Origin of the sequence: Hahella sp. KA22 (assembly GCF_004135205.1) — a bacterium.
Taxonomy (GTDB): domain Bacteria; phylum Pseudomonadota; class Gammaproteobacteria; order Pseudomonadales; family Oleiphilaceae; genus Hahella.
On record NZ_CP035490.1, the window covers coordinates 3684473 to 3706258 of the forward strand.

At 56.2% G+C, this 21786-nt stretch carries 20 protein-coding genes and 1 riboswitch; of the genes, 13 read left to right on the plus strand and 7 right to left on the minus strand.

What is annotated here, in order from left to right:
* Positions 1-12 precede the first annotated feature (12 nt).
* From EUZ85_RS16430 to yfbR, 5 genes are all read left to right on the plus strand, one after another.
* Positions 13-1863 (plus strand): protein kinase, encoded by a 1851-nt coding sequence (locus tag EUZ85_RS16430; RefSeq protein ID WP_127970306.1) that lies wholly within the window; start codon positions 13-15, stop codon positions 1861-1863.
* 392 nt (positions 1864-2255) lie between these two features.
* Complete coding sequence (locus EUZ85_RS16435) at positions 2256-3182, plus strand: PD40 domain-containing protein (protein ID WP_164887268.1); 927 nt, start codon at positions 2256-2258, stop codon at positions 3180-3182.
* A gap of 47 nt (positions 3183-3229) precedes the next feature.
* Positions 3230-3667 (plus strand): Cd(II)/Pb(II)-responsive transcriptional regulator, encoded by a 438-nt coding sequence (gene cadR, locus EUZ85_RS16440; protein WP_127970308.1) that lies wholly within the window; start codon positions 3230-3232, stop codon positions 3665-3667.
* Between the two features lie 101 nt (positions 3668-3768).
* Positions 3769-4407, plus strand: coding sequence for a cation transporter (locus EUZ85_RS16445; RefSeq protein WP_127970309.1), 639 nt, complete (start codon positions 3769-3771; stop codon positions 4405-4407).
* 82 nt (positions 4408-4489) lie between these two features.
* Positions 4490-5095, plus strand: coding sequence for a 5'-deoxynucleotidase (gene yfbR, locus EUZ85_RS16450; RefSeq protein ID WP_127970310.1), 606 nt, complete (start codon positions 4490-4492; stop codon positions 5093-5095).
* A 91-nt stretch (positions 5096-5186) separates the two neighbouring features.
* On the opposite strand, the gene EUZ85_RS16455 is transcribed toward yfbR, so the two are convergent.
* From EUZ85_RS16455 to EUZ85_RS16475, 6 genes are all read right to left on the minus strand, one after another.
* Positions 5187-6086, minus strand: coding sequence for a DMT family transporter (locus EUZ85_RS16455; protein WP_127970311.1), 900 nt, complete (start codon positions 6084-6086; stop codon positions 5187-5189).
* An 83-nt stretch (positions 6087-6169) separates the two neighbouring features.
* Complete coding sequence (locus tag EUZ85_RS31160; protein ID WP_164887269.1) at positions 6170-6319, minus strand: hypothetical protein; 150 nt, start codon at positions 6317-6319, stop codon at positions 6170-6172.
* Between the two features lie 201 nt (positions 6320-6520).
* Positions 6521-8854 carry an immune inhibitor A domain-containing protein gene (locus tag EUZ85_RS16460; protein WP_127970312.1) on the minus strand — a complete coding sequence of 778 codons (2334 nt, stop codon included), beginning with the start codon at positions 8852-8854 and terminating at the stop codon, positions 6521-6523.
* A gap of 466 nt (positions 8855-9320) precedes the next feature.
* Positions 9321-9647 carry a hypothetical protein gene (locus tag EUZ85_RS16465; protein WP_127970313.1) on the minus strand — a complete coding sequence of 109 codons (327 nt, stop codon included), beginning with the start codon at positions 9645-9647 and terminating at the stop codon, positions 9321-9323.
* Positions 9644-10189: a DUF5991 domain-containing protein gene (locus EUZ85_RS16470; protein WP_127970314.1), complete on the minus strand. Its 546-nt coding sequence runs from the start codon at positions 10187-10189 to the stop codon at positions 9644-9646. The genes EUZ85_RS16465 and EUZ85_RS16470 overlap by 4 nt, the downstream gene beginning before the upstream one ends.
* A 3-nt stretch (positions 10190-10192) precedes the next feature.
* The gene (locus EUZ85_RS16475) at positions 10193-10948 is read right to left on the minus strand and encodes a peptidoglycan-binding protein (protein ID WP_127970315.1); all 756 of its coding nucleotides are present in this window, start codon (positions 10946-10948) and stop codon (positions 10193-10195) included.
* 398 nt (positions 10949-11346) lie between these two features.
* Positions 11347-11518: riboswitch (yybP-ykoY riboswitch) on the plus strand.
* Between the two features lie 7 nt (positions 11519-11525).
* Between EUZ85_RS16475 and EUZ85_RS16480 the strand changes: the two genes are divergently transcribed.
* The 5 genes from EUZ85_RS16480 to EUZ85_RS16500 all read left to right on the plus strand — a co-directional run bounded on the left by EUZ85_RS16480 (position 11526) and on the right by EUZ85_RS16500 (position 17943).
* On the plus strand, positions 11526-12101 hold the full coding sequence (locus tag EUZ85_RS16480; protein ID WP_127970316.1) for a TMEM165/GDT1 family protein: 576 nt from the start codon (positions 11526-11528) through the stop codon (positions 12099-12101).
* Between the two features lie 629 nt (positions 12102-12730).
* Positions 12731-14257: an ethylbenzene dehydrogenase-related protein gene (locus EUZ85_RS16485; protein ID WP_127970317.1), complete on the plus strand. Its 1527-nt coding sequence runs from the start codon at positions 12731-12733 to the stop codon at positions 14255-14257.
* Positions 14254-14922, plus strand: coding sequence for a DUF1566 domain-containing protein (locus EUZ85_RS16490; protein ID WP_127970318.1), 669 nt, complete (start codon positions 14254-14256; stop codon positions 14920-14922). Before EUZ85_RS16485 ends, EUZ85_RS16490 begins: the two co-directional genes overlap by 4 nt.
* Before the next feature lie 91 nt (positions 14923-15013).
* Entirely contained in the window at positions 15014-17374 is a 2361-nt protein-coding gene (locus EUZ85_RS16495) for a DNRLRE domain-containing protein (RefSeq protein ID WP_127970319.1), read from the plus strand.
* A gap of 185 nt (positions 17375-17559) precedes the next feature.
* Positions 17560-17943, plus strand: coding sequence for a hypothetical protein (locus EUZ85_RS16500; protein ID WP_206618078.1), 384 nt, complete (start codon positions 17560-17562; stop codon positions 17941-17943).
* Here the strand turns inward: EUZ85_RS16500 and EUZ85_RS16505 are convergent.
* Positions 17924-18373, minus strand: coding sequence for a hypothetical protein (locus tag EUZ85_RS16505; RefSeq protein WP_127970320.1), 450 nt, complete (start codon positions 18371-18373; stop codon positions 17924-17926). The two genes, EUZ85_RS16500 and EUZ85_RS16505, sit on opposite strands and share 20 nt — an antisense overlap.
* A gap of 212 nt (positions 18374-18585) precedes the next feature.
* Between EUZ85_RS16505 and EUZ85_RS16510 the strand changes: the two genes are divergently transcribed.
* The 3 genes from EUZ85_RS16510 (at position 18586) to EUZ85_RS16520 (ending at position 21709) form a co-directional block, all read left to right on the plus strand.
* The gene (locus EUZ85_RS16510; protein ID WP_127970321.1) at positions 18586-18888 is read left to right on the plus strand and encodes a hypothetical protein; all 303 of its coding nucleotides are present in this window, start codon (positions 18586-18588) and stop codon (positions 18886-18888) included.
* Between the two features lie 72 nt (positions 18889-18960).
* The gene (locus EUZ85_RS16515) at positions 18961-20250 is read left to right on the plus strand and encodes a DUF2254 domain-containing protein (RefSeq protein WP_127970322.1); all 1290 of its coding nucleotides are present in this window, start codon (positions 18961-18963) and stop codon (positions 20248-20250) included.
* A 103-nt stretch (positions 20251-20353) separates the two neighbouring features.
* Complete coding sequence (locus tag EUZ85_RS16520; RefSeq protein WP_127970323.1) at positions 20354-21709, plus strand: phytase; 1356 nt, start codon at positions 20354-20356, stop codon at positions 21707-21709.
* The last annotated feature ends 77 nt before the right edge of the window (positions 21710-21786 follow it).

Below are 21786 nucleotides of genomic sequence, written 5' to 3' on the forward strand. Positions count from 1 at the left end.
CTGCGAGAGTGAATGACTGGCGCGCCTAAGTTACAACAGTTCTATATTCCGGAAGAGCAGTCGATCTATCTGCTCAGCCATAATGACGCCAAGAAGCTCAAGGACTGGGTCGCCTTGTGTCAGGCCCAGCTTGAGCAGCTTGGTTACCGGGATATTGAAATGGTGGGCAAGGGCGCCTACGGTTTTGTGTTCGCCGGCGTCACCGCCGGTGGCGAACAGTACGTCTTCAAATTCTCCCGCATCACCTTACCCCAGCACTTACAGGACCGCCTGGAAGAAGAGGCGTTTATGCTGGGTCTGGTGGAGCATCCCAGAGTCCCAAGCCTGATTGCGTTCCAGCGCATTCGCCGCCAATCCATCTTGGTGATGGAGCGGGCGCCGGGGGTGGATCTTGAACAATACTCGCTCAAAGTGGGACGTCTGCCACCTAGACTTGTTGTTAAGATTGCCGCACAACTTGCTGATATATTAAGAAATCTTCGCTCAGATAAAGGGCCTGCCGGACGTCCTCTCGTACATGGCGACATCAAGCCTTCCAATCTGGTGTACGACCCCAGTACCGAACAGGTGGCGCTGATCGATTGGGGCTCCGCCGTGTTCGCGCAACTGGACGAAAACAATCAATACGTATCCGCCAATGTTATGGAGCTGATGTCCAGCGACCTGCAGCAAACCAATGCGCGTCTGGGCGATGTCTACTTCATTGGCGATGAGCAGCTCAACGGAGGCTTGTCGTCGCCCCGATTCGACGAGCAGGGCGTTGCAGGAACCCTGTACGCCCTTGCTTCCGGGCAGTCCTGCCGCTTTGGTCACCGCGCCTTGCCCGCCGTTTCTCTGGGGCTGCCGGCGGAGTTCGCGCGCATGCTGGACGCCATGATGGACGACGATCCTTCCGTACGCGCCAAGGCGGGCGACTATTTCCTGCGCCATATGCCGCGCATGGCGCGACTGGTCATGCTGGATCTGCCGCCAGTACAGGAAACGCCGCTGGCCCCGGTCTGGGTACGGCCGCAGAAACGGGGCATCGATACGGTGGTGTACAGCTCGCGCAAATCGTTCCTGCGGGAAGAAGGCGTCAAGGAAGAGCTGAAAGAAATCAACGATGTGCAATTGGATCGTTACTATAAGAACTTCATGCAGGGCATGGGGGAGATTGAAAAGGCGTTCATCGCCGCCGTCAGTCGTCTTGGGCGCTATCCCGTGGTGGGCGGGCTGGCGGTGCGTTGGGAGAAGGAAGGGGTGTACATCGACACCAGCCTCAATCTGCGCGACCCGGATTTAAAGCCAGCGTTCGTCACTGCGGTGAACAATATGGTGAATCTGGCGCGGGCGATTCATCGCCAGGGGGTGTTCAAAAGCTGTCTGTTTAATGCTCGCGATACCCTGCACGTAGATCGCGATGGGCCGGATAAGCCCTTTCTTCCTGAGTCGGGGTTAAGTCTGGGTTATGAGGTCAGCGCGACGCCGGATCTGGAGGATCAGAGCCGGGTGCATTCTTATTTTGAAGACGGCCCCGATCCAGAAGAGTTTCTGGTTCTTCCTATAGAAATCATGGAGATACTGGAGCTTCTTAATAATATACATCACACGGGGCTTATCATATTTGAGAGCTTGCCCACGCACTTGAAGATCCACAGTTATTACCGCCTGCTGGACCCGTCCAGGGAGCAGGAGTTCCGCTATTGTCTGGATGCTATCATCGCCGCCATTCCGCTGATCAAAGGGTTGGGTGTATCAGGTTTCATGAAGATGCCTTACAAAGACACCAAATTCTTTTCTCATATTGAGCGGCTGCCGGAAAAATATTATCCGAAGAATCCCCGCGATGAAGTGGTCGCGCAAGCCGCCAGTTCTGCCTCCTAACGCCAGCCCTAAAAAGAGGCGCGCCTTCGCCTGAAAATTAATGAGCACCAAAATGGCGCTATATCATTCCACCAAAACACCAATTTAGTGCATTTCTTTACGTTCTGTGGCGCCAGATAACTTGAAAATTGCGCTATTACGTGCTGTATTTAAAGCAGTAATCGGGGCGTAATTTTTGCATAACTGGTGGCCTTACTGGCTCCCTCCCTGGACGCCCGCCGATATGGGGCGGCGCATTACGTGAACTGGTTTTCGTTTCTTTTGTGACGGAGGTTGGTTTATTTGCCCTCAAGGCCCGGCAGAATGGGGAAAGCTGTGGGAAAAACTAGAACAAATATCAGGGATGTTCACTGTAGGGAGTAGAAAAACGAAAGACCATACAGAGAATGCATATGCGATATAAAGTTTTGACCGCCTGTTTATTGACGCTGGCCTCCGCTGCTGGGTTTTCCCAAGCGGCTGATTTCGGAAATCCTGTGCAGGTGACGATTTCCGGTCTCCCCAACGGGCCTGATGGTTCGCCCATGAACCAGGAAGAGCCCTACATTTCCCGCAATGGTAAAACGCTTTTCTTCAACGGCGGCGCTGAGAACAACCACCGTCTGCTGCATTACGCCGAACGTGGCGCTAACGGCGGCTGGACCTACCGCGGCCAGATCAGTCTGGGCGGCGAAGATGAGAAATATGTTCAGGGCGCGCCCGCTATCGACGTGGACAACAATCTGGTGTTCTCCGACACGGGCGTGGACTCCATGGTGCGCAGCGGTCGCTTCTCCGGCGGTAAGCTTTCTTCCGTGCGCGCTATCGACGGTTTGCCGCCTCGCAAGGCGAATGCGTTCGCCCGCAAATTCCAGGGCAACATGGGGCCGGAAGTCAGCCCGGACAGCCGCGTGCTGTATTTCACTGAGGCGGCCTGGGGCGCCGGCGGCTTCATGAGCGGCCAACTGCTGCGGGCGAATATCCACTTCGCCACCCATCGTGGCGGCGCCACTTACTATTACGATCAGAGCGAGGTGGAGCGGGTGATGGAGAACGTTAACTCCCGCGATATCGAGTACAGTCCTGCGATTTCGTCGGATGGACTGGAACTGTTCTTTACCCGTATCCTGTTGGCGGACCGCGCCAACAACCGTGATCGCGCCTTGATCATGCGGGCGGTGCGCGGCTCCACCAGTCAGCCGTTTGACTCTCCGGTGGAAGTCATGGGAGTTGGGGAAGATGTGATGGCGGAAGCGCCATCCATTTCCGGCGACGGTTCTGAACTGTATTATCAGAAGACGGAAGGCGGCAAAACGCGCATTTATATGGTCACCCGATAGCGTCGCTTTCCGCCTTTATCAGCGGTGCTAGTGAACAAGAGGAAATAATGCGAATCAGCGTGTTGGCGAAAGCGACAAACTGCGATGCGGAAACCGTCCGTTACTACGAAAAAATAGGCCTGCTGCCGGCGCCGCCGCGCAGCGCCTCTGGTTATCGCGAGTACGGCCGCAGTCATTTGGAGCGCTTAAATTTCATTCGCCATTGCCGCTCTTTGGATATGTCCCTCAACGAAATCAAATCTCTGCTGTATTTTCGCGACAATCCATCTCTGGACTGCGGCGAAGTCAACGATTTGGTGGATACCCACCTGTTAGCTCTGGAACAGAAAATCTCCGACCTGGAGAAGCTGAGGGAACAGTTGCAGTCCCTGCGTGACCAGTGTCGCATCCACAATCGCGCCGCCGAGTGCGGCATTCTGACCGGTTTGAGCCATGATCCGGCGGAGGGCGAGTGTCCCTGCCATGGCGACGCACCAAACTCTTAAACGCGCTGGCGTGCTTATTTTATTTTCTTGCAATGGGGGCTTGACCCTGTAGCCGCTCCAGACTTTAACCTGAGCGTATTCGAATGCAAGGAGAACGACGAATGGGTGTGCATTGCTGCCATAACGAGCACGAAGAAAAGCCGAAAGTTGATGGGCGTTATCGTAAAATTCTGTTTTGGGCTCTGTTGATCAACGGAGTCATGTTTGCGGTGGAACTGCTGTCCGGCCTGCAGGCTGGATCGGTGTCGCTGCTGGCGGACTCGCTGGACTTTCTTGGAGATGCGGCCAATTACGGCATCAGTCTGTGGGTGTTGGGCATGGGATTGGCGGTAAGAGCCAAAGCCTCGCTGTTGAAGGCGTTTTCCATGGGCGCTTTCGGCGTGTGGGTTTTGGCCACCACGGCCTGGAACGCCATGGCGGGAACTATTCCAGAAGCCGCCACCATGGGCGTCATCGGCGCGTTGGCCCTGGTCGCCAACCTGGGCGTCGCTGCCATGTTATACGCCTATCGTGAGGGCGACAGCAATATGCGCAGCGTTTGGCTATGCACCCGTAACGACGCGTTGAGCAATATCGCTGTTATGTTGGCGGCCCTGGGCGTGTTCGGGTCTGGAACCGCCTGGCCGGATTTGATTGTCGCTGGCATTATGGCCTGTCTGGCGTTAAGCGCTGCGTTTCAAGTATTGCGCCACGCCAGAAAAGAGCTGCGTCACGATCACGACGCGGCGGCGGAGGCCTGAAGGCGTCTGGGCGTATGCAGCGGCGGACGGTTATAATTCTCTTTTATCACCGGCCGCCGACTTTGTCTCAGGAGACTCGCTTATGACCAGTAAATTCTTCGCCTACCTTGAACGCCTGCGCTGGATCAAACGTTGGGGGCTGAAAAGGAATGTGGTCGAGGAAAACGTCATGGAGCACAGCTGGCAGGTGGCCACCATCGCCCACGTGCTGGGGCTGATCAGTAATCGCAAGTTCAACGGCGATGTCGACCCCAACGCCCTGGCGGTCGCTGCGCTGTATCACGATGTTTCGGAAATCATCACCGGGGACATGCCGAGTCCCATCAAGTATCACTCTGATGCAATTAAGCACGCGTATCACGCCATCGAACGGGAGGCGGAGAAAGAAGTGCTGTCCACGTTGCCGGATGAGCTGCACAAACCCTTTGAGCCCCTGTTGCTGCATGACAAGTTTGACGCCGCCAGCGTGAAATTCGTCAAGGCTGCGGACCTGATCAGCGCCTATCTCAAATGTCAGATGGAAGTGGCCGCTGGAAATAAAGAGTTCGACGACGCCAAGGCGGATGTGGAAGCGCGTATTCGTGCGCTGCGGATGCCTGAAGTGGATTATTTTATGGCGACCTTCGTGGATAGTTATCTGCTGACGTTGGATGAATTGTTGAAACATCACGACCCGACGCGAAACTGATCCCGTCAATGTTCGCTATTTGAAAAAGCGCCCGGTGGGGCGCTATCTGGTCGCGAGTGAATTTACCCGGCGCGCCTTGGTGATGGTACGATCACCTTTCCGCCGCCGCAATCGGCTTCAGCGCCTCAGGCTGCGTTTGACGTGTTCGGGAGATCAGCGTCAGTCCCAGCAGAATGGCGCCCATTCCAAGCAAACTCAGTAAAGACATTTGGTTGCCCAGGAACAGGTAATCCATGGTGGCTGTGACGCCGGGGACCAGATAAAAAAGACTGGTGACATTCACCAGATTGCCAGCCTGAATAAGACTGTACAGCAGCAATGTGGCGATCACCGAGATCACCACGCCAAGCCACAACAGCGACAGCAAGAAGCGCGGACTGAATTCCACCGTGATGGGCTCCCAGGGCGAGAACGCCAGACAGAGGACCAGGGTCATCGCGTATTGCAGAGGAAGCACCGACGCGGGCGCCTGCTTGACGCCTTTTTGCAATATCGCTCCCGTGGTGATTGAGCCCAGCGCGGCCAGGGCGAACACAACGCCTGTCGTGGAGATTTGCGCCAGGCCGATACTGTGATACACCACCAGAACCAACCCCGATAACGCCAGAAGAAGTCCCGAGAGACGTCGCAGCGAAAAGGCGGACTCTGTGGCCAGCAAGGTCAGAATGGGCTGCACGCCCAGTACTGTGGCGAGTACACCAGGCGTTACGCCATGCTCCAGCGCTTTGAAGTAGCAGATTGAATAGCCGCCGATCATGAGTAAACCGGTCGCCGCCACGCGAAATCGCGTACCGGGCGTCGGCAGCCACTGGCCTCGACTTAAGCTAATACCCAGCACCACAACAAAAGCGATGGCGAAGCGGAGGAGAAGAAAGGCGAAAGCGGAGGCGGACTCCAACCCCATTTTGGAGAAGATAGCGCCGCTGCTCCACAGTATTACGAAGAGCGCGGTTGCGCAGTAAGACACTAACGTTGTTCGATTGATAGACATAATGGATTGCCCGTCGCAGGGAATAAGACATGCCGACCTCGTCAGCGCTGCGCTGACTTCAAATGGAAGGCGCGAAATTTATTTCAATGAAGGGCGGGCGGCGGTGGCGCGCCAGCCTGAAGGCGACGGGGCGGGGGAGTGAAGCAAAACATGAAAATATCCCGGACGCTAATGCGGCCGACATCCTGACTGGATGTGCGGGCGGCTTTGGCGATGTCCTGAGATGAGGTCATGCTTACAACTCGTTGATGGTGATTGAGCGTCGATCTTAAGGTCCAGGAAAGCGGGAATCAAGCATTGAATATCAATCAGATATCAGACGGACAAATAACAGTTTATCTCGGTTCTATGTCAGGAAACTCATAGAAACTCGTCGAGCGCTACACATAAAAAAAGCGCCCCGCAGGGCGCTTAGCGAATAGTCGTAAGGGTGACTATCGGGAAGAAGTGTTTCTCACCAGAACTTTACCTACTTTGCCGTCGGCGCTTTGTGACAGCACCAGAACGTTAAGGCCGAATTCCGGAATGTTGCGGCCCGCATCTGGAATCTCGTCGCTCATGTAGTTGAGACGATCGATGAAACGCGGATAAGGGCGACGGTTTTGGTCTTTCAGCGTGGAGCCTACGGAGTCCACATCCGTCAGATCCAGTTTCAGGCGCTCGGAGGCGATCACGTTAAACGCCGCGTCATGCAACTGGAACTTGGTGGATGCGACGCTGCCGTCTTCCCACTTAACCACTCGCTGGTCAGCGTCGACGACGCCCAGGAAGCCTTCGCCAGGATGTACGCCTACGTGGTTGTTATCCCAGGAATCATCCACAAACCAGACTACCAGGCCTTGGTTGAAGGACATCAGCTGACCGGACACATTGAGGCGCTCCAGACCAATGTCAACGCCGTTGTGCGTACGCCATTCCATCAGGTAGTAGCGATCAGACACGGTGAAGCCTTCGTCGGCCGCAAAGCCGTCCAGTGTGAACACTGGCGAGGAGTCGGCGTTGTCGCTTGCGACTACCGCGCCGTCTACGGACAGAGCGATATCATCCACATACAGGCCTGGGTTGAGCGTGCCGGAGTCAGTGAAGTATTCGACGCTGACTTTCACGGTCTGACCTGCGTAAGCAGACAGATCGAATTCAGCGTTCACCCAACCGTCGGACGCGCCAGTGATGCCGTTGCCCAGGTTGTTGCCATTGGGGTTGGTGTCAGTGGTGATTGTCGCTGGAAGGCTGACTTTGCCGGACGCGCTCTCCACCATCACGTAGCCGTAATCCCAGTCCGCTTCGATGTCGTACCAGGTTTTGAACGCCAGTTTGGCGGAGGTGGCTGACGTCAGGTCCAGATCGTAAGACATGCTGGTGTGCAGGTCGTTGGCCTTACCGCCGAAATACGCGTATTTACCGCTGGCTGGCGTGGTGATGACGCGTTTTTTCTTCGGCAGGTCGATGCGGATAACATCGTTGTTGGTTCCTTTGCTTACCGCTTCATCCAACAACAAGACTTCGCCTCTGCGATCCAGTTCATCGATGGACAGGGTGGCGCCGTGCTGCCAGTTACCGCCCCAGATGCCTTGCAGTTTCTCTTTGGCGTAGGCGCTGAAACCGGTCGGCTCGGTGCCCGGAATCTTGCCGGCCCAAGAGCCGCTGGACATGATCGACCAGTAAGAAACCGGTTCGCCTTTGCCTGTGTATTGAGTGTCGTACTCGTCCGGCAGACCCAGGTCGTGACCGTATTCGTGCGCGCACACGCCTGCCGCCGCGGAGATTGGCTGTATGGTGTAGTCATACGCCGCCATCATGCCGCCCCAGTTGCCGGAGTCGGAAGTGGTGCCTTCGATCGGGAAGATCTGGCCCAGGTTCCAACGGTGCGCCCAGATCGCGTCTTCGCCCAGCTGACCACCGCCGGCTTCTTCACCGACTGCAGAGTGGAACACCATCACGTGGTCGACCAAACCGTCCGGCTCCCAGTAGTCGCCGTCGCCGTCCAGGTCGTAACGGTCTTCGATGTCATAGTCGCTCAGATCCACATTGGGGTCCGCCGCCGCGGCCAAAAGGGCTTCGCGAATCAGAGCGCGGGCGTCGCCGTCCACGTTGTTGCCGTAAAACGCTGCAGGTTTCTGCGCCATGTACCAGCCCGCCACATTGCCTTCTACAGAGTAGCTGGCTCCGGACTGCGCTATATAGTATTGCTGCATGGAGATCAGGTTTTCACCGTTAGGACCGGCGTAACCCGAGTCGGAGAACAGCAGATCCTGGAAATGCTCCCGGTTGTAGTCCTCGTAGTACATGTCGGTTTCGCCAGGCTGGATGGAGTTGTGCGGGAAGTCCGGGAATTCCATCAGAATGGCGAGCACCTTGGCTTTACGGGCGCCTTCGGTCCACTCTTCCAGTTGCAGGTTATCGGGGAACAGTTTGCGGTTATCCAGCTCACGCCATCTTTGGTCCCGCAGAGTGGTGCCGTTAACGCGACGAGGTTCTTCAGCCAGCGCCGCCGCTGTTGCGGAGGTTGTGGCCTGCATCCGGGCGCGTTGCAGTTCGTGGGCTTTGCGGTCTTTCAACCAGTCCTGCAATTTGGCGGTGGCTTCTTCCAGCGTAGCGCCTTCAGAGATTTTGCCGCCGGCCTTCAACATTTGAATCAGGCGGCCCTCATTGGCGATGCTGGGATCGAAGGCGCCGGCGCCATGCTGATGCGACTGGCTGGCCGCAAATGGCGAGGCGGAAGCGAGCAGCCCGGATATAGCGAGCGACAGTATGCTTTTTTTATGCATGAATAATTCCTTTTTTATTGATTGCCCTTTTGTGTAAGGCCATATTCGGCCCAGGCGGGGAAAGCAGGCAACGGATTGCCGGCGAATCTCAAAACGAGATAAATAAAGTAGTTCGCCCGGTCAGGCGCGGATGTGCCGCGCCGGTCGGGTGAACGCCAAGTCCCCGCGACGCCTAGTGAGTGTTGGAACGACCGTTGAACGGTCATTGACGACGCTCACAAAAGCCATTTGGTTTTATTGTTTCCCTGCCGATCGATAAGGTATTTCCTTAGCGGTCAGACATCCCCAATAACGTACATTATTGAGGGACGCCGAAGACGTCCTTGCTTCATGAAAAACGCCCCCATAAGCAAGCGCTTACGTGGTCGCGTTATTTAGTAAACCAGAAAAAAATCTACAATATCAGTACTTTGGAGAAATAATCTTTAAGATGATCGGCGCGAGCCGGGAGCCCGCGCCGTGCTTGTCAGGAGTTGTCTGGGGAAGGAGCGGGAGAGAACTGAGGTTGACCGGAATTGATTCCGGATTTGGTTTTTTCGGTGGCCTTTTTTGACTGCGCGGAAGCATGTGCTTTTTCCCGCAAATATTGTCGCGCCGCTTCCTCCGCTTCGGCGTAAGTCGCGCTCTCAGGAATGGCGCCTTCGTTACGCAATTTCTTGATGACGCTTTCGATGTTGGCTGGCGCTCCGGCTTGCGGCCCGGCGTGATCTTCATCGCAGGCCAATGCGGGAGCGGAGACGATCAGCAGGGATAGCAGTGCGCTGGTAAAGGTCCTTTTGGATAGTTTCATCATTCACTTGACTCGTTCTTTTGCTTATCTGGAGACGATAAGTCTAAGCGTTTTTGTTGCGGCGGCGAAAGAGGCTCTCCCGGCGCTTCTTTGACGAAGTAGGCTCCGCTTTGGCTTTTTACGCCATCCGGCGTGAGGGCGCCCCAGTGGGTAATCAGATCGCCATCCTGCGCGCTGCGCTCCAGAGAAAACAGTGTTTCTCCCGGCTTATAGACAGCCACGCCATAACTGTTTTTCACTGATCCCCCGGCATGGGAGACAAAATTGATGTCGATGCGCGCGCCGGACGTTTTCGCGGCGCAGAGTAGATTTTCCGCCGTTTGGTAGCCGTTGATCTCCAGGCGGCAGGGTGTTTCTCCTTTGGCCACGGTCAGCAGGTGAATCATGATCATTGGCGTGCCGCCGGCGGTGTCACCCTGTTGGGATTCATACCGGTAGCGGCCGTCCCAATTGATGATCAGCGTGGAGTCATCGGCATCTTCGGCGAACGTCGGTAAGGCGATGCTGATCAGAAACAGCGAGAGAATACATTGGCGTGCGGTCATAGCTCATCCCATATAGCCCGTCGTGAGACCCTTTTCGTAAGCGGCGCGGACTTTCAGTGAAATTTCGGCGGGGGTAATGATACCGTCTTTGTTTTTGTCAAAACCACTGTTCTGGGTATAGGTCAGCGTGCCGCGTCGGAACAGGGCCTGGGACGGATTCATACCCACCGCAGCGGGGTACAGAACCGCGAGATAGACGTCCTCCAGATTCTGCAGACGCCCCTGATAAGGGCTGAAATACTTCTCTACATATTTCAATTGCTGCACCGCCGACATTCCCTTGAGCGCCTGAACGCTGGTGCCTAACGCTTTGGCGGTGGCGGGCATGAACTGGATCAGGCCGATGGCGCCGCTGCCGGCGGCGTTGGTGATGCGGGGGCTGAACGTCTCGCCGGTTTCAAACGCCATACAGGCCATAAGGTAGTCTGGCGACATATCCATCGCGGCGGCGATTTTAATGACTTTATTGTTGAAAACGGAGGAAGTGCGGCCGCCCCAGGCGATACGCAAACGCTTGCCTTCCAACAGGGCGTTCAAGGTGCGCCCGCCCGGGTCGATGCGGCCGTCGGGTTTGTTCATGCCGACTTTGTCCCGCTGGAAACGTTTGATGGCGGAAGCCGTGGCGCCGCCGGCGACGCCGTCTACCACCAGGCGCGAACTGTGGGTTTTGGCGAAGCGGTTGAGAAGCGTCTGCGCGAGCACGACGTCCGTTTTTTTGTTGACGCCGCCGACTCCTACGGATTGTTGAATACTCTGCATGTCGATCCTTGAAGTTAACATGGCAAGGCAGAGTAAAACTTGACCGAAGCGGGAACAACCGGGCGTATGGACTAACTGATCGTCCGATAAGGTTATGCCTGTAACCTGTTGATTATGATAGATAATGTCACGATTTGCTCCCGTCCTTTTCCAATTGTCCCATTGGCGCTGTGAGCCAGGGCCTGTCTGTGTCAGAGTGTGCGAAGGGCCGAATGGGCCTCTGACAGGCCGTTGTGAAGCTTGGTTTGCGGTCGCCAATGACAAAGCACAGGGAGGCTCATGAAGATGCGTATTTTTCTGATTATTGGCAGTATTCTGTTGTTGCTTCCCATCATGGCGGAACCTCTGCTGTGGATACAAACACAGGCTGGATTTATGCGGCGCATTGCACTAGTATGCCCCGCGTCACTGGGGAGTAGCCTCTCTTCGCCCTGAAGAGGTTTGCGTCAACATACTTGGCCCACAGGCCATGGCGTAAACGGTTCCATAACTTGGCAAGACCTTTGACTATGCCGCACCGGTTGGGCCGGGGCGTGGCGTAGTCATATGGTTAAGTCCGGCCCTGGAGATATCCCGAATGCAAGCTTTCCTGATTTCCACCGGCATCGTCGCCCTCGCAGAGATTGGCGACAAGACCCAATTACTGGCGTTTATTCTCGCCGCTAAATTCCGCAAGCCGGTTCCCATTATCCTTGGTATTTTCGTGGCCACCATCGTCAATCACGCCTTCGCTGGCGCATTGGGCGCGTGGGCCACCTCTTTGGTGACGCCGGAGGTACTGCGCTGGGTGCTGGGAGTGTCGTTCATCGCCATGGCGGGCTGGATGCTGGTTCCGGACAAGTTCGATGAAAGTGAGGCCAAATTCGCCAAACTGGGCGTGTTCGGCACGACAGTCATCGCTTTCTTTCTGGCGGAAATGGGGGATAAGACCCAAGTGGCCACGGTCGCGCTGGCGGCGCAATACTCCTCCTTCTTCTGGGTGGTGGCCGGCACAACCTTAGGGATGATGATCGCCAACGCTCCCGCCGTACTGCTTGGCGATCGCATCGCCCATCGCATGCCAGTGCGGCTGGTGCATGGCGTTGCGGCGTTGATATTTTTGTTGCTGGGGATTGCAACCCTGCTGGGCGCCGGCGCCAGACTGGGATTCTGAGGCGCCTGAATGCATCAATTTGTGCGCAGGCTCACTGCTTGTGGTGATCCAAGTTGTGAAATGCGCGTAAATGAGATTGAATTGCATTTCGTGCGGGCTAAAATTTAAGCAGGACCAGCGCCCGCACGCGCCATCTCGTGCTTCGTACTCTGTTTTCATGAAATAAGGAATGTTTTATGAACGCTCACGCCACTCACATTGCTCCCGCCCGGCGCCTACTCTTGACGTTACGCGCCGCTCTTCCCGATTGCCCGCGCTATTGCGGCTTCTTCTTTTTCCTCATATATCGCTGCGGCGCATTACCCGTCAAGAAAGATATTACCGGCGGGCCGTCGCCCTCATAGCGCGTCAGCGAGGGGGCGTTTCCGGTCATGTCATGCGCTTGCAACAGGAGGCCGCTAGGCTGCTTGCCGTCCAGCAATGCAGGCTCGCCTGCTGATTTCACTCGATTGGACTATGCAGGAAAGGCAATTGTCGCGGCGAAGTTCCGGTTTTAGGATGAAAAGTCCTTATTCGACAATGATTTATATTGAAGTAACGCTATTGATAGTCACTTTTAATTACGCATCTCCTTAAGCCCATCCTAAGAGCGGGCGGAGTGCATTAAACCGATAACAACAGAAACCACAATGATCTTTCCCGCTTCTCATTGGTTACGCGTTTTACTTCACCTCTGTGCGATGTCCCTGTTTACTGTCAGTCTGGCCAGCGGCATGCGTCTCGCGGCGGACGGAGATTGGCCATTGCAACAGTATTGGACGGCGATCGCGCCGCAAGGCGACATGATCTCCTGGCACCTTGGCTCTGCGCTTGGGTGGCTGGCCGTCAGTCTTACCGTTTTATTCGCCTGGATTAAAAAGCGCGCTGACGTTGCTCCAGCCCGTCCTAAAGGGCTACTGATACGAGCGTTGTATCTCACCTTGCCGGTGCAGCTTCTCAGTGGAGCAGTGTTCTATCTGGGCATTGGCGTGGGCGTACTGGACTGGGTCCTGGCGATTCATTACTGGGGCGCGCTGTCTCTGCTGATTCTGATTGCCGCTCATTTGACGGAGCAACTGGCGTTGCGAGGCGGGCGGTTTTTGCCTGCAGTTTTTATCCCTCGCAAATTCTCTCATGGGTTGGGACTGCTGGCTGTTTCCTGCGCCGCGGGCGCAGCGCTATGGTGGGGCGGCGGTGCGGACAGTCAGGAACTGGTGGTGGCGCCCCTGGCGGAAAAAGAGCGTATTCAGATTGACGGATCGCCGGACGAGGCCGCCTGGGCGGCTGCTGAGCCGGTGACGGTCACTACCTACCAAGGCAACGACTACCATACCGCCATCCCGGTGGAAGTGCGGGCTCTGGCGAATCCTTACACCGTGTATTTCTCTATCAGCTGGCCGGACGCCCATGCCGATTACAGCCATCTTCCCCTGCAAAAGACGGAGTCCGGCTGGAAGGCCCTGCATGCGGGGTTCGAAAAAGATGACGAGCGCGTCTACTACGAAGACAAACTGGCGGTGATGCTGTCCAAAGGCGGCGGATTTGGCGGCGATAACAGCATTCATTTGGGTGGACATCCTCTGGAGGGTTATCCGGCCAGTCGCTCCGGGCGCGGCTATCACTACACGACCGACGGCTCCATTCGCGACGTCTGGCACTGGAAGGCGGTGCGCGGGGGCGATATGGCGGTGCTGGACGACGATCACTTTGGCAAACCTGAGGCGGCCTGCGCGTTTTGCCCCCGTTACAAGGCGGGTTATCAGCCCGATCCGGTAGAAGACGGCGGTGTGCGTCAGAACTGGGACTGGTTCCGCACCAGCGGCGTGACGCCTCTGCGCATCCCGCGAGAAGGGCCGGGCGTTACCAAGGGGGAGAACGCCATGACCTGGTATGGCTCACGCACTTATCGGGCGGAACGCGACGAGACGCCGGCAGGCGGCAGTCTGCCCTCGGTGCTGTGGATGAGCCATTACGAGGGAGATCGGGGAGATGTGCGCGGTCGCGCGCAATGGAAGGATGGACGCTGGTATCTGGAGCTGGCCCGCGCCCGCGAGACGGGGTCGCCCTTTGATATTCCCATTGCGGACGGCGTGTTTATGTGGGTGGCGCCTTTTGATCACGCGCAAACCCGCCATGCCTATCACCATCGACCCATTCGCTTGAGGGTGCGGCCATGAGCAAACGACAGCGAGCCCAGATAATTTCCGCCATCGGCGTCAGCATCCTGGCCCCGGCGGCGATGATTGTGGCCATGACCGTTAACGGCGGGCAGGACGCCGGCGCCTCCAGCGAACATGCGCAGCGCCGCATCCAGGCGGAACTGGCGCGTTGGCGCAAGCTGGATGCAAACGGCGCGGAAGTCGCGCCTAAAGTGGGTCCGTGGGCCTGTGTGGCGGACGCCCGCAATAACGTCATTTGGGAAGTGAAGAGCTGGCAGGAAAATGTCCATCACTACAAATCCAGCTTTTCCTGGCGCTGGAACGAGCGCGGCGAAGCGCGGCGGGGCAGTTGCATTCTCGGCGACCATATTCAGCCCTGCGACACCGATGATCTGATTGCGGCGCTGAATCGGGTTCGGTACTGCGGCGTCGCATCCTGGCGTTTGCCAACCATTGAGGAGTTGCGCTCCTTACAGGACCGGGAAACCTATCCCGGCCAACCCATGATCAACGCTTACTTGTTTCCCCGCACCGCCGTCGGGCCTTATTGGTCCTCCTCGGTGCATGAGGGAGACGGCGGCGATTTCAGCGTCATGACATTCAATTTTTATCAGGGAAGTGAACAGGCCTTACCCCCCCGTACAGCAGCTTGGGCGAGGTTAGTGTCATCCATGGAGCAGTAGCGGAGTGAGCAAGGGAGCGACGTGGGGAATATCCGGCTGCGGCAGGCCGGACGTCGCGGTGTCTTAAACTACCTGGAGAAATCTACAACAGATGAATAACGATAAACCCATAATCGCCGTGATCGCCGGTATAACCCTGGCGGCGACCGGGTCCACTGCGTTGGCGGCGCCGACGCAGATTCGCGTGGTCTGGGACCACGATCCCGCCCATGAAGCCATTGTCGCTTTTTCCGAGGGTTCTGGCGGTTCACCCTATCTTCTGTGGGGCGACAGCACGGATGAGAACGGCTGGGAGAATACCGCTTACCAGAAGAACTATACCTTCGATGGTAGCCTGCGCAGCTATTTCGTACGACTGACGAACTTGCAACCCGGCTCTAACTACTACTTTCGCGCTTGCGACAGCAAAGGCTGCGGAGATCGCTTCTGGTTCACCACGGCGTCGGACAACCCTGAAGATCTGACGTTTATCGCCGGCGGCGACTCCCGCAGCAACCCAACGGCGCGTCGTCAGGGCAACCGGCTGGTCAGCAAGGTGCGTCCTCAATTCGTGCTGTTTGGCGGCGACCTTACCGACGACAACCGCGCCAGCGAAGTGGATGAATGGCTGGATAACTGGACCGAAACTTACTCCAACGATGTCATCGACGGGGTGGATTACAAACGGGTGTATCCGTTGGTTCCAACAGTTGGCAACCACGAGGATAACGATCAGACCTTTATCTGTAAGGTGTTCGGCGTGGACGCCAATAAAGACGGCTCCTGCTCCCTCGACGATACCTATTTCGCTTTCACCATCGGCGGCGGTCAAGCCCGCTTCTACACGCTGAATACGGAGTTCCGAAACTCCGGGTACGAAGCGGAATGGCGCGAGCAGATGGACTGGCTGAAGGCGGATCTGGCCTCAGACGGCTCCAGCGTGACATGGAGAATGACTCAGTATCACAAACCCATGTTTCCGCGCACCACATCGAAGCCGTCCAAGTACGACAAGATGTATGAATGGGCGCAACCGTTCTATGCCTACAAGATGAACCTGTCGTTTGAGTCAGACAGCCACCTGGTGAAATACACCTGGCCGGTCATCCCTGACAACGGCGGTTACGCGCAGGCGTCCGCCGGCACCTTGTATGTGGGCGAAGGCAGTTGGGGCGCGCCCACAAGATCTGCGGACCGCTATGCGAACTGGATTATCGATCAGGACAGTTTCGCGCAGTTGAAAATTGTCCAGTTCTCCGGCGATGAAGTGCTGGTGCGCACTGCGCGTTTTTCCGGAGAAGGCGATGTGACGGCGCTTTCCAAAGCGCAACGGGACGCTGATCCTCTGGCGCTGCCTTCCGGTCTTAACCTTTGGAAGCCGCAGAGCGTCGGCGAAGTCATGACGTTAACGCGGTCTGGCGATGGCCTCACCCAGGTCAAGGGCGGCGGCGATGATCCAGGTCCAGGCGACCCGGGGGATGGCGACGCCACAACTCTGGGGGCCACGCAAGACGTGACGGTAGGCAGTAACGGTTTTCACAACAATGGCGATGAAGTCTATGCAGACGGCTCCGATGGCGGTCAGGAACTGCGCGCGTTGTTATCCTGGGACCTGAGCGCCATACCCGCCGACTCCAGTGTAGACTCTGTGGAGCTGGCCTTGCAGGTAGTCAATAGCTCAAGCGGCGAATACGGAGTTTACGCCGGTTCCACCAGCTGGTCGGAGAAAGGCGCGGACTGGAATGCGTCACAAACAGGCGCCAAGGTAGGGAGCGTCACCCCGTCCAGCAAAGGGGGCGTGAGTATTCGCCTGAACGAAGAAGGTCGACGTTTGGTGGAAGGCTGGATCAACGGTCAGGAAACAAATAACGGCCTGATTATCGCCAGCATGGGAACGTCCGACGGCGTCGATTTCGTCTCCAGAGAAGGCGGTCAGGCCGCTAAATTGATTGTGGCTCACCAGTCCGGCGGCGATCCTTCCGGGCGCGGCTCCAAGTCGCTTTCTTCCGATCAGGATGTTTCAGTCGGCTCGCAAGGGCGTCGACGCAATACCAGTCGTTTGGAAGCGGACGGCAGCGACGGCGGTCAGGAGTTGCGCGTGCTGATGCACTGGAATCTCGGCGACCTGCCGGCGCAAGCCAAGGTCACCAGCGTAAAAGTGGAGTTCTCTATCGTTGATCCTTCCAGCGGCTCATACTCTCTGTATCCTGCCAAAGGAGACTGGAATGAAGGCGCCGCTCAATGGAGCGATGCGGAAACCTCTGGCGGCAAAGTCGCCACCTTCACTCCGTCCAACAATGGCTCGCTGTCCGTTAATTTGGGGGCGGCTGGCATAGAGCTGGTGCGAAGCTGGTTATCCGGCGCGCCGAATAATGGCCTGGTGTTGTCATCCGACGGAACCAGCAACGGTGTTGATATTGAAAGCAGAGAAAGCAGTCGCGCGCCCAAACTGATCGTGGAATATGAGTTGTAAGGAGCGATACGGTATACGTTAGCCGTTGAACTCTCTGTTATCTCAAAGGACGGCGCGGGCTGGGTCGCCGCGCTGTCCTTCGTTATAATTTCGTTCTTTACCTTATTTGAATAACCAGACAGGTTTTCAATTTCTGGCATGGCGATTCAGTCCGAGTTGTTCGCCAGCTGGCGCAGCAGGACGGAATGATGACAAACGCATTGAGTAAAAGACTGAGCATACTGTTGGTGATATTGGCGTTAAGCGGATGCGACTTGATAGACGGGCTCAAGGAAGAATCTGACCAGAAATTCGGCGACCAGCATTTCAAAACCGCCATCGCGTTGATCGAACTGCACAAGGTTCGCACCGGCGCTTATCCTGAGACGTTCTCTGATATTCAATACACCGGCGATTGGGACATGATCGTGGCTCATAGCGTCAGCTATAAAAAACTGGAGGAGGGCTATGAGCTGAATATCGTCCGGGGCTGGGTGGGAACCCCGGAGCTAAATTATCCTGAAGACTTTTGGTCTGGGCTGGGCGTCCGTAAGACCAATGTCGGCGGTCTCACGAGTAATACGCCCTGATTCTGCCGCTGGCGGAACCCACATGCTTCACCAGACGATCCCCGGTCTTTTTAGCTGTCGCTGTGGACCAGAGCGTCAGCAACTGGTCGACGCTGCTCATATTGACGGAAATGGCGCGATGGTGTTTGGCGACCCCGAATCGGGCCATCATGTCGCTGAGGTGGCGTTTCAAATCCATCATATCGCCCACGAACACTTCCGGCTGATAATTGGGCGGGACATCAAAAAACTGACTGATGGTGGGGTCGACTATCAGCTTGCTGGGCAGGCGCAAGTGATAATGCATGGCGTTCAGCGCATACAGATCGCAACGCTGATCCGTATCCACAAAAATCTTTCCGGCCAGCGTCTCGCATTGCGCAAGGCAACTACCGTGCTTCGCTGACGCTGTATTCTGAAAACCTTTAACTTTCAATGATAAATCGTACATCTTGGCTACCTGTATTACCGCCCCGTAGTGACTAGAACTGAAGAAATTAACGTATAAAAACGGGGCCGGGGTTTATTGCGTGGATTGCGGCTGGGCTCAAGTTGGGCTCGCCAAGCGAACCGCTTTAGCGTCGAGGGCTTAGGTTGATACGCGCCTCAACTTGCCGAACTGCATGATTTTTCTTGATAACTGGACTATAGCGATAATTAAGAATGAAACCCTCAAACCGACTGGAAATTGATACTCTGGACAACGAGTGGCGAGATAAAGATAGCGTCATGCTACATGCCTGCTTTCAGATTCTGAAAGATTGTGTGAATAAAGAGCGGTTGCTGGATGGTTACACAGACTGGGAGTCGGACGAAAAACATCGCAATGCGAAAGCGGAAATTGAGTTTTTGTATCACTGGTGGATCTCATACTCTAAGCCGGCCGAAGCGGATTTCGATAACTATGAGCTGGAAAACGAGATGCTGGTGCGCTTGATTAATGTTAGATGGGCGCTTTGGACATGAGCTATGCGGTCTTCGTTAAATGGCCAGTCAGGCTGGGGGCCGCTGCAACATTGAACTCAGGAGAGAAACGGAATGCTCGATAAGTTGGAGTTTATTCTCAACCGCATCAGGGAGCGGCTTTGGATTAAGCCGTTGATTGTCTGTTTGCTTTCCATTGCGGCGGCGCTGGCGTCCAGGGGGGCGGATTCGTTTGGCGCCGAGATGGGATGGGAGCAGTGGACGCCGGAGGTGTCGAAAGAGTCGTTGATCGAGCTGTTGAAGATCTGCGCCGCCAGCATGCTGGTCATCGCCACGTTGGCGGTGGCGTCCATGGTCTCCGCCTATGCGTCTGCTGCGAGCACTGCCACCCCACGCACCTTTGCCCTGGTGATTACCGATGATGTATCCCAGAATGCGCTGTCGACGTTCATTGGCGCTTTCATTTTCAGCATTGTGGCTCTGGTCGCGTTGATGAACGGCTATTACGGCAATAGCGGACGGTTTCTCTTATGCGCCATTACGCTCTCGATTTTGTCGGTGGTGATTGTCACATTCGTGCGCTGGGTGGATCGCATCGCCCGCCTGGGGCGCCTGGGCGCGGTGATTGAAAAAGTGGAGACCGCTACCGCGCAATCGCTGAAGCGTCGGCGCGCCCAGCCCACGATGCGCTGTGCAGGGATAGACGGCTCTCCCAGCGACGGGCGCCCGGTATTTACCTGCCAGGTCGGGTACGTACAGCATATCGAGTGCAACAAGCTGCAGTCCTGCGCCAAGAAATATGACGCGTTTATCCGGGTGGCGGCCTTGCCGGGGGCTTTCGTCTCACCCGGCGTTCCGATCGCTTTTGTCGTGGATGGCGATGAGGAATTGGAGGCGGCGATGGTGGAAAACGCATTTGTGATCGGGCGCAACCGTATCTTTGAAGAAGATCCTTGCTTTGGTCTGACGGTGCTGTCAGAGATCGCTATTCGCGGATTGTCGCCGGCGGTGAATGACCCGGGCACGGCGCGGGACATTGTGGGCGCGATGGGGCGGTTATTCGTGCAGTGGATGGCTCCCGAGGACAAAACGGACGCTGCTGAGACCTGTGAGTTTGATCGCGTGCAGGTTCCTGAATTGTCTTTGTGGGATATGTTCGACGACGCGTTCACCGCGATCGCCAGAGAAGGGGCGGGCGCGCCGATAGTACACATCAGGCTGCAGGAAACGCTCTATGCGTTGGCCCATTTCGGCGATGGAGCCATGCGTGACATGGCGGTTAAGCACTCTCGATTGGCGCTGGCCAGGGCGGAGCAAACCCTGACGCTGGAAGATGACCTGGAGGCTGTGCGCAATGCTGGACTATGTTGTGAGCTGTCATCTGAAGACGGTCAAAAGCGGTAACCCCAAGAGGCGATTTGAATTGTCATAAAAAAGCGCTAAGTTCCTCAATGCAATGGAAATTCATTGTGCGCCACGGATAAGAGACCACAAGGAAATTGAAGGAATGAAACTCGCTAAAATACTGCCTTTTACACTCGCCGCTCTCTCAGCTCAGGTTCTTGCCGCTCCCCCCGAAGTTGTCGCTCGTTTTGAGTCAGAAGCATTCTATGACGATGACGCCGGTAAGAACTCTGACGCGGACGATCCCGCAATTTGGGCGCACCCTGAAGATCCCGCCAGAAGTCTGGTCATCGCCACCTTGAAAGAGGGCGGCCTCGTTGTATTGAACATGCAGGGACAAACGCTGCAGCACATTGACGCGCCATTGCCTTCCGCCTCTGGCGATGCGCCAGGACGCTTCAATAATGTTGACCTGGTATACGGTTTAAAGAGCCGCAAACATGAAAATGATTTCGCTGTGGTCATTGACCGCGGCGCCGACAAGCTGCGCTTCTATCGCATCAATCCAGACTATAACGGCGCGGATATCGCCCCATTGACGGATGTGACCTCGCCAGACGCGCCCTGGATTTTCTCCAAGGATCAGAACGAGGTGAACGAGCAGCGCACGGGCTATGGCTTGGCCGTATCCAAACGGAAAAAACACAAAGACGGCTATGCGGTGATCAGTCAGCGTAAAACCACGGATTTGGCTCTTGCTGAGTTCAAGATGACCAAAGAGGGTCTCATGACCTATGAAGTGGATGATTTGACGGACCTGCCCGATGAATTTGAGTTATCTGATGATGTGGAATGGACACCCTGTCAGGACGATGACGGCCAGGACCCGCAAGTGGAAGGAATGGTGATCGACGAGCGTAATCAGGTGCTATACGCCGCCCAGGAACAAGTGGGAATCTGGCGCATTCCGATGGATGATCCCGATGAGGCGGAGCTGGTGGATGTGGTGGCGTCCTATGGCGTGCCTTACACGCGAGAGTGGGACGAGCAGGAAGAGGAGTATATCTGCACGCTGTTGTGGGATCAGGACCCCGGGCATGGCGGACAGTATTTGAAAGCGGATGTCGAGGGGCTGACGATCTATTACGGGCCAGGAAAATCCGGCTATCTGCTGGCCTCCAGTCAGGGAGATGATCGCTATGTTGTCTATGATCGAAGAGGGAGCAACGCCTATGTGGGGGAATTCGTCATTGCTGACGGCCCTTATACGGACGGAACTCAGGAAACCGATGGCGCCGCTGTCATCAACGTCAATATGGGGCCTGACTTCCCTTATGGTCTGTTGGTTGTGCAGGATGGCGACAACACTCCGGATGAGCGGGATGACGAGGGCGAAAAAAGGGATAACACCAACTTTAAGTTCGTGCCTTGGCAAGATGTCGCCAACAGCCAGTTCCCGCCATTGATGATAGAAACAGATAGCTGGCATCCACGCCGCAAGCACCGTTTCCCCCATTGATCGACTGAGCAAAGTCGTCACGGCGGTTGCAGCCCTGAATCTGCGGCCGTCGGCTGAGTTGGATCAAAAAAGAGGAA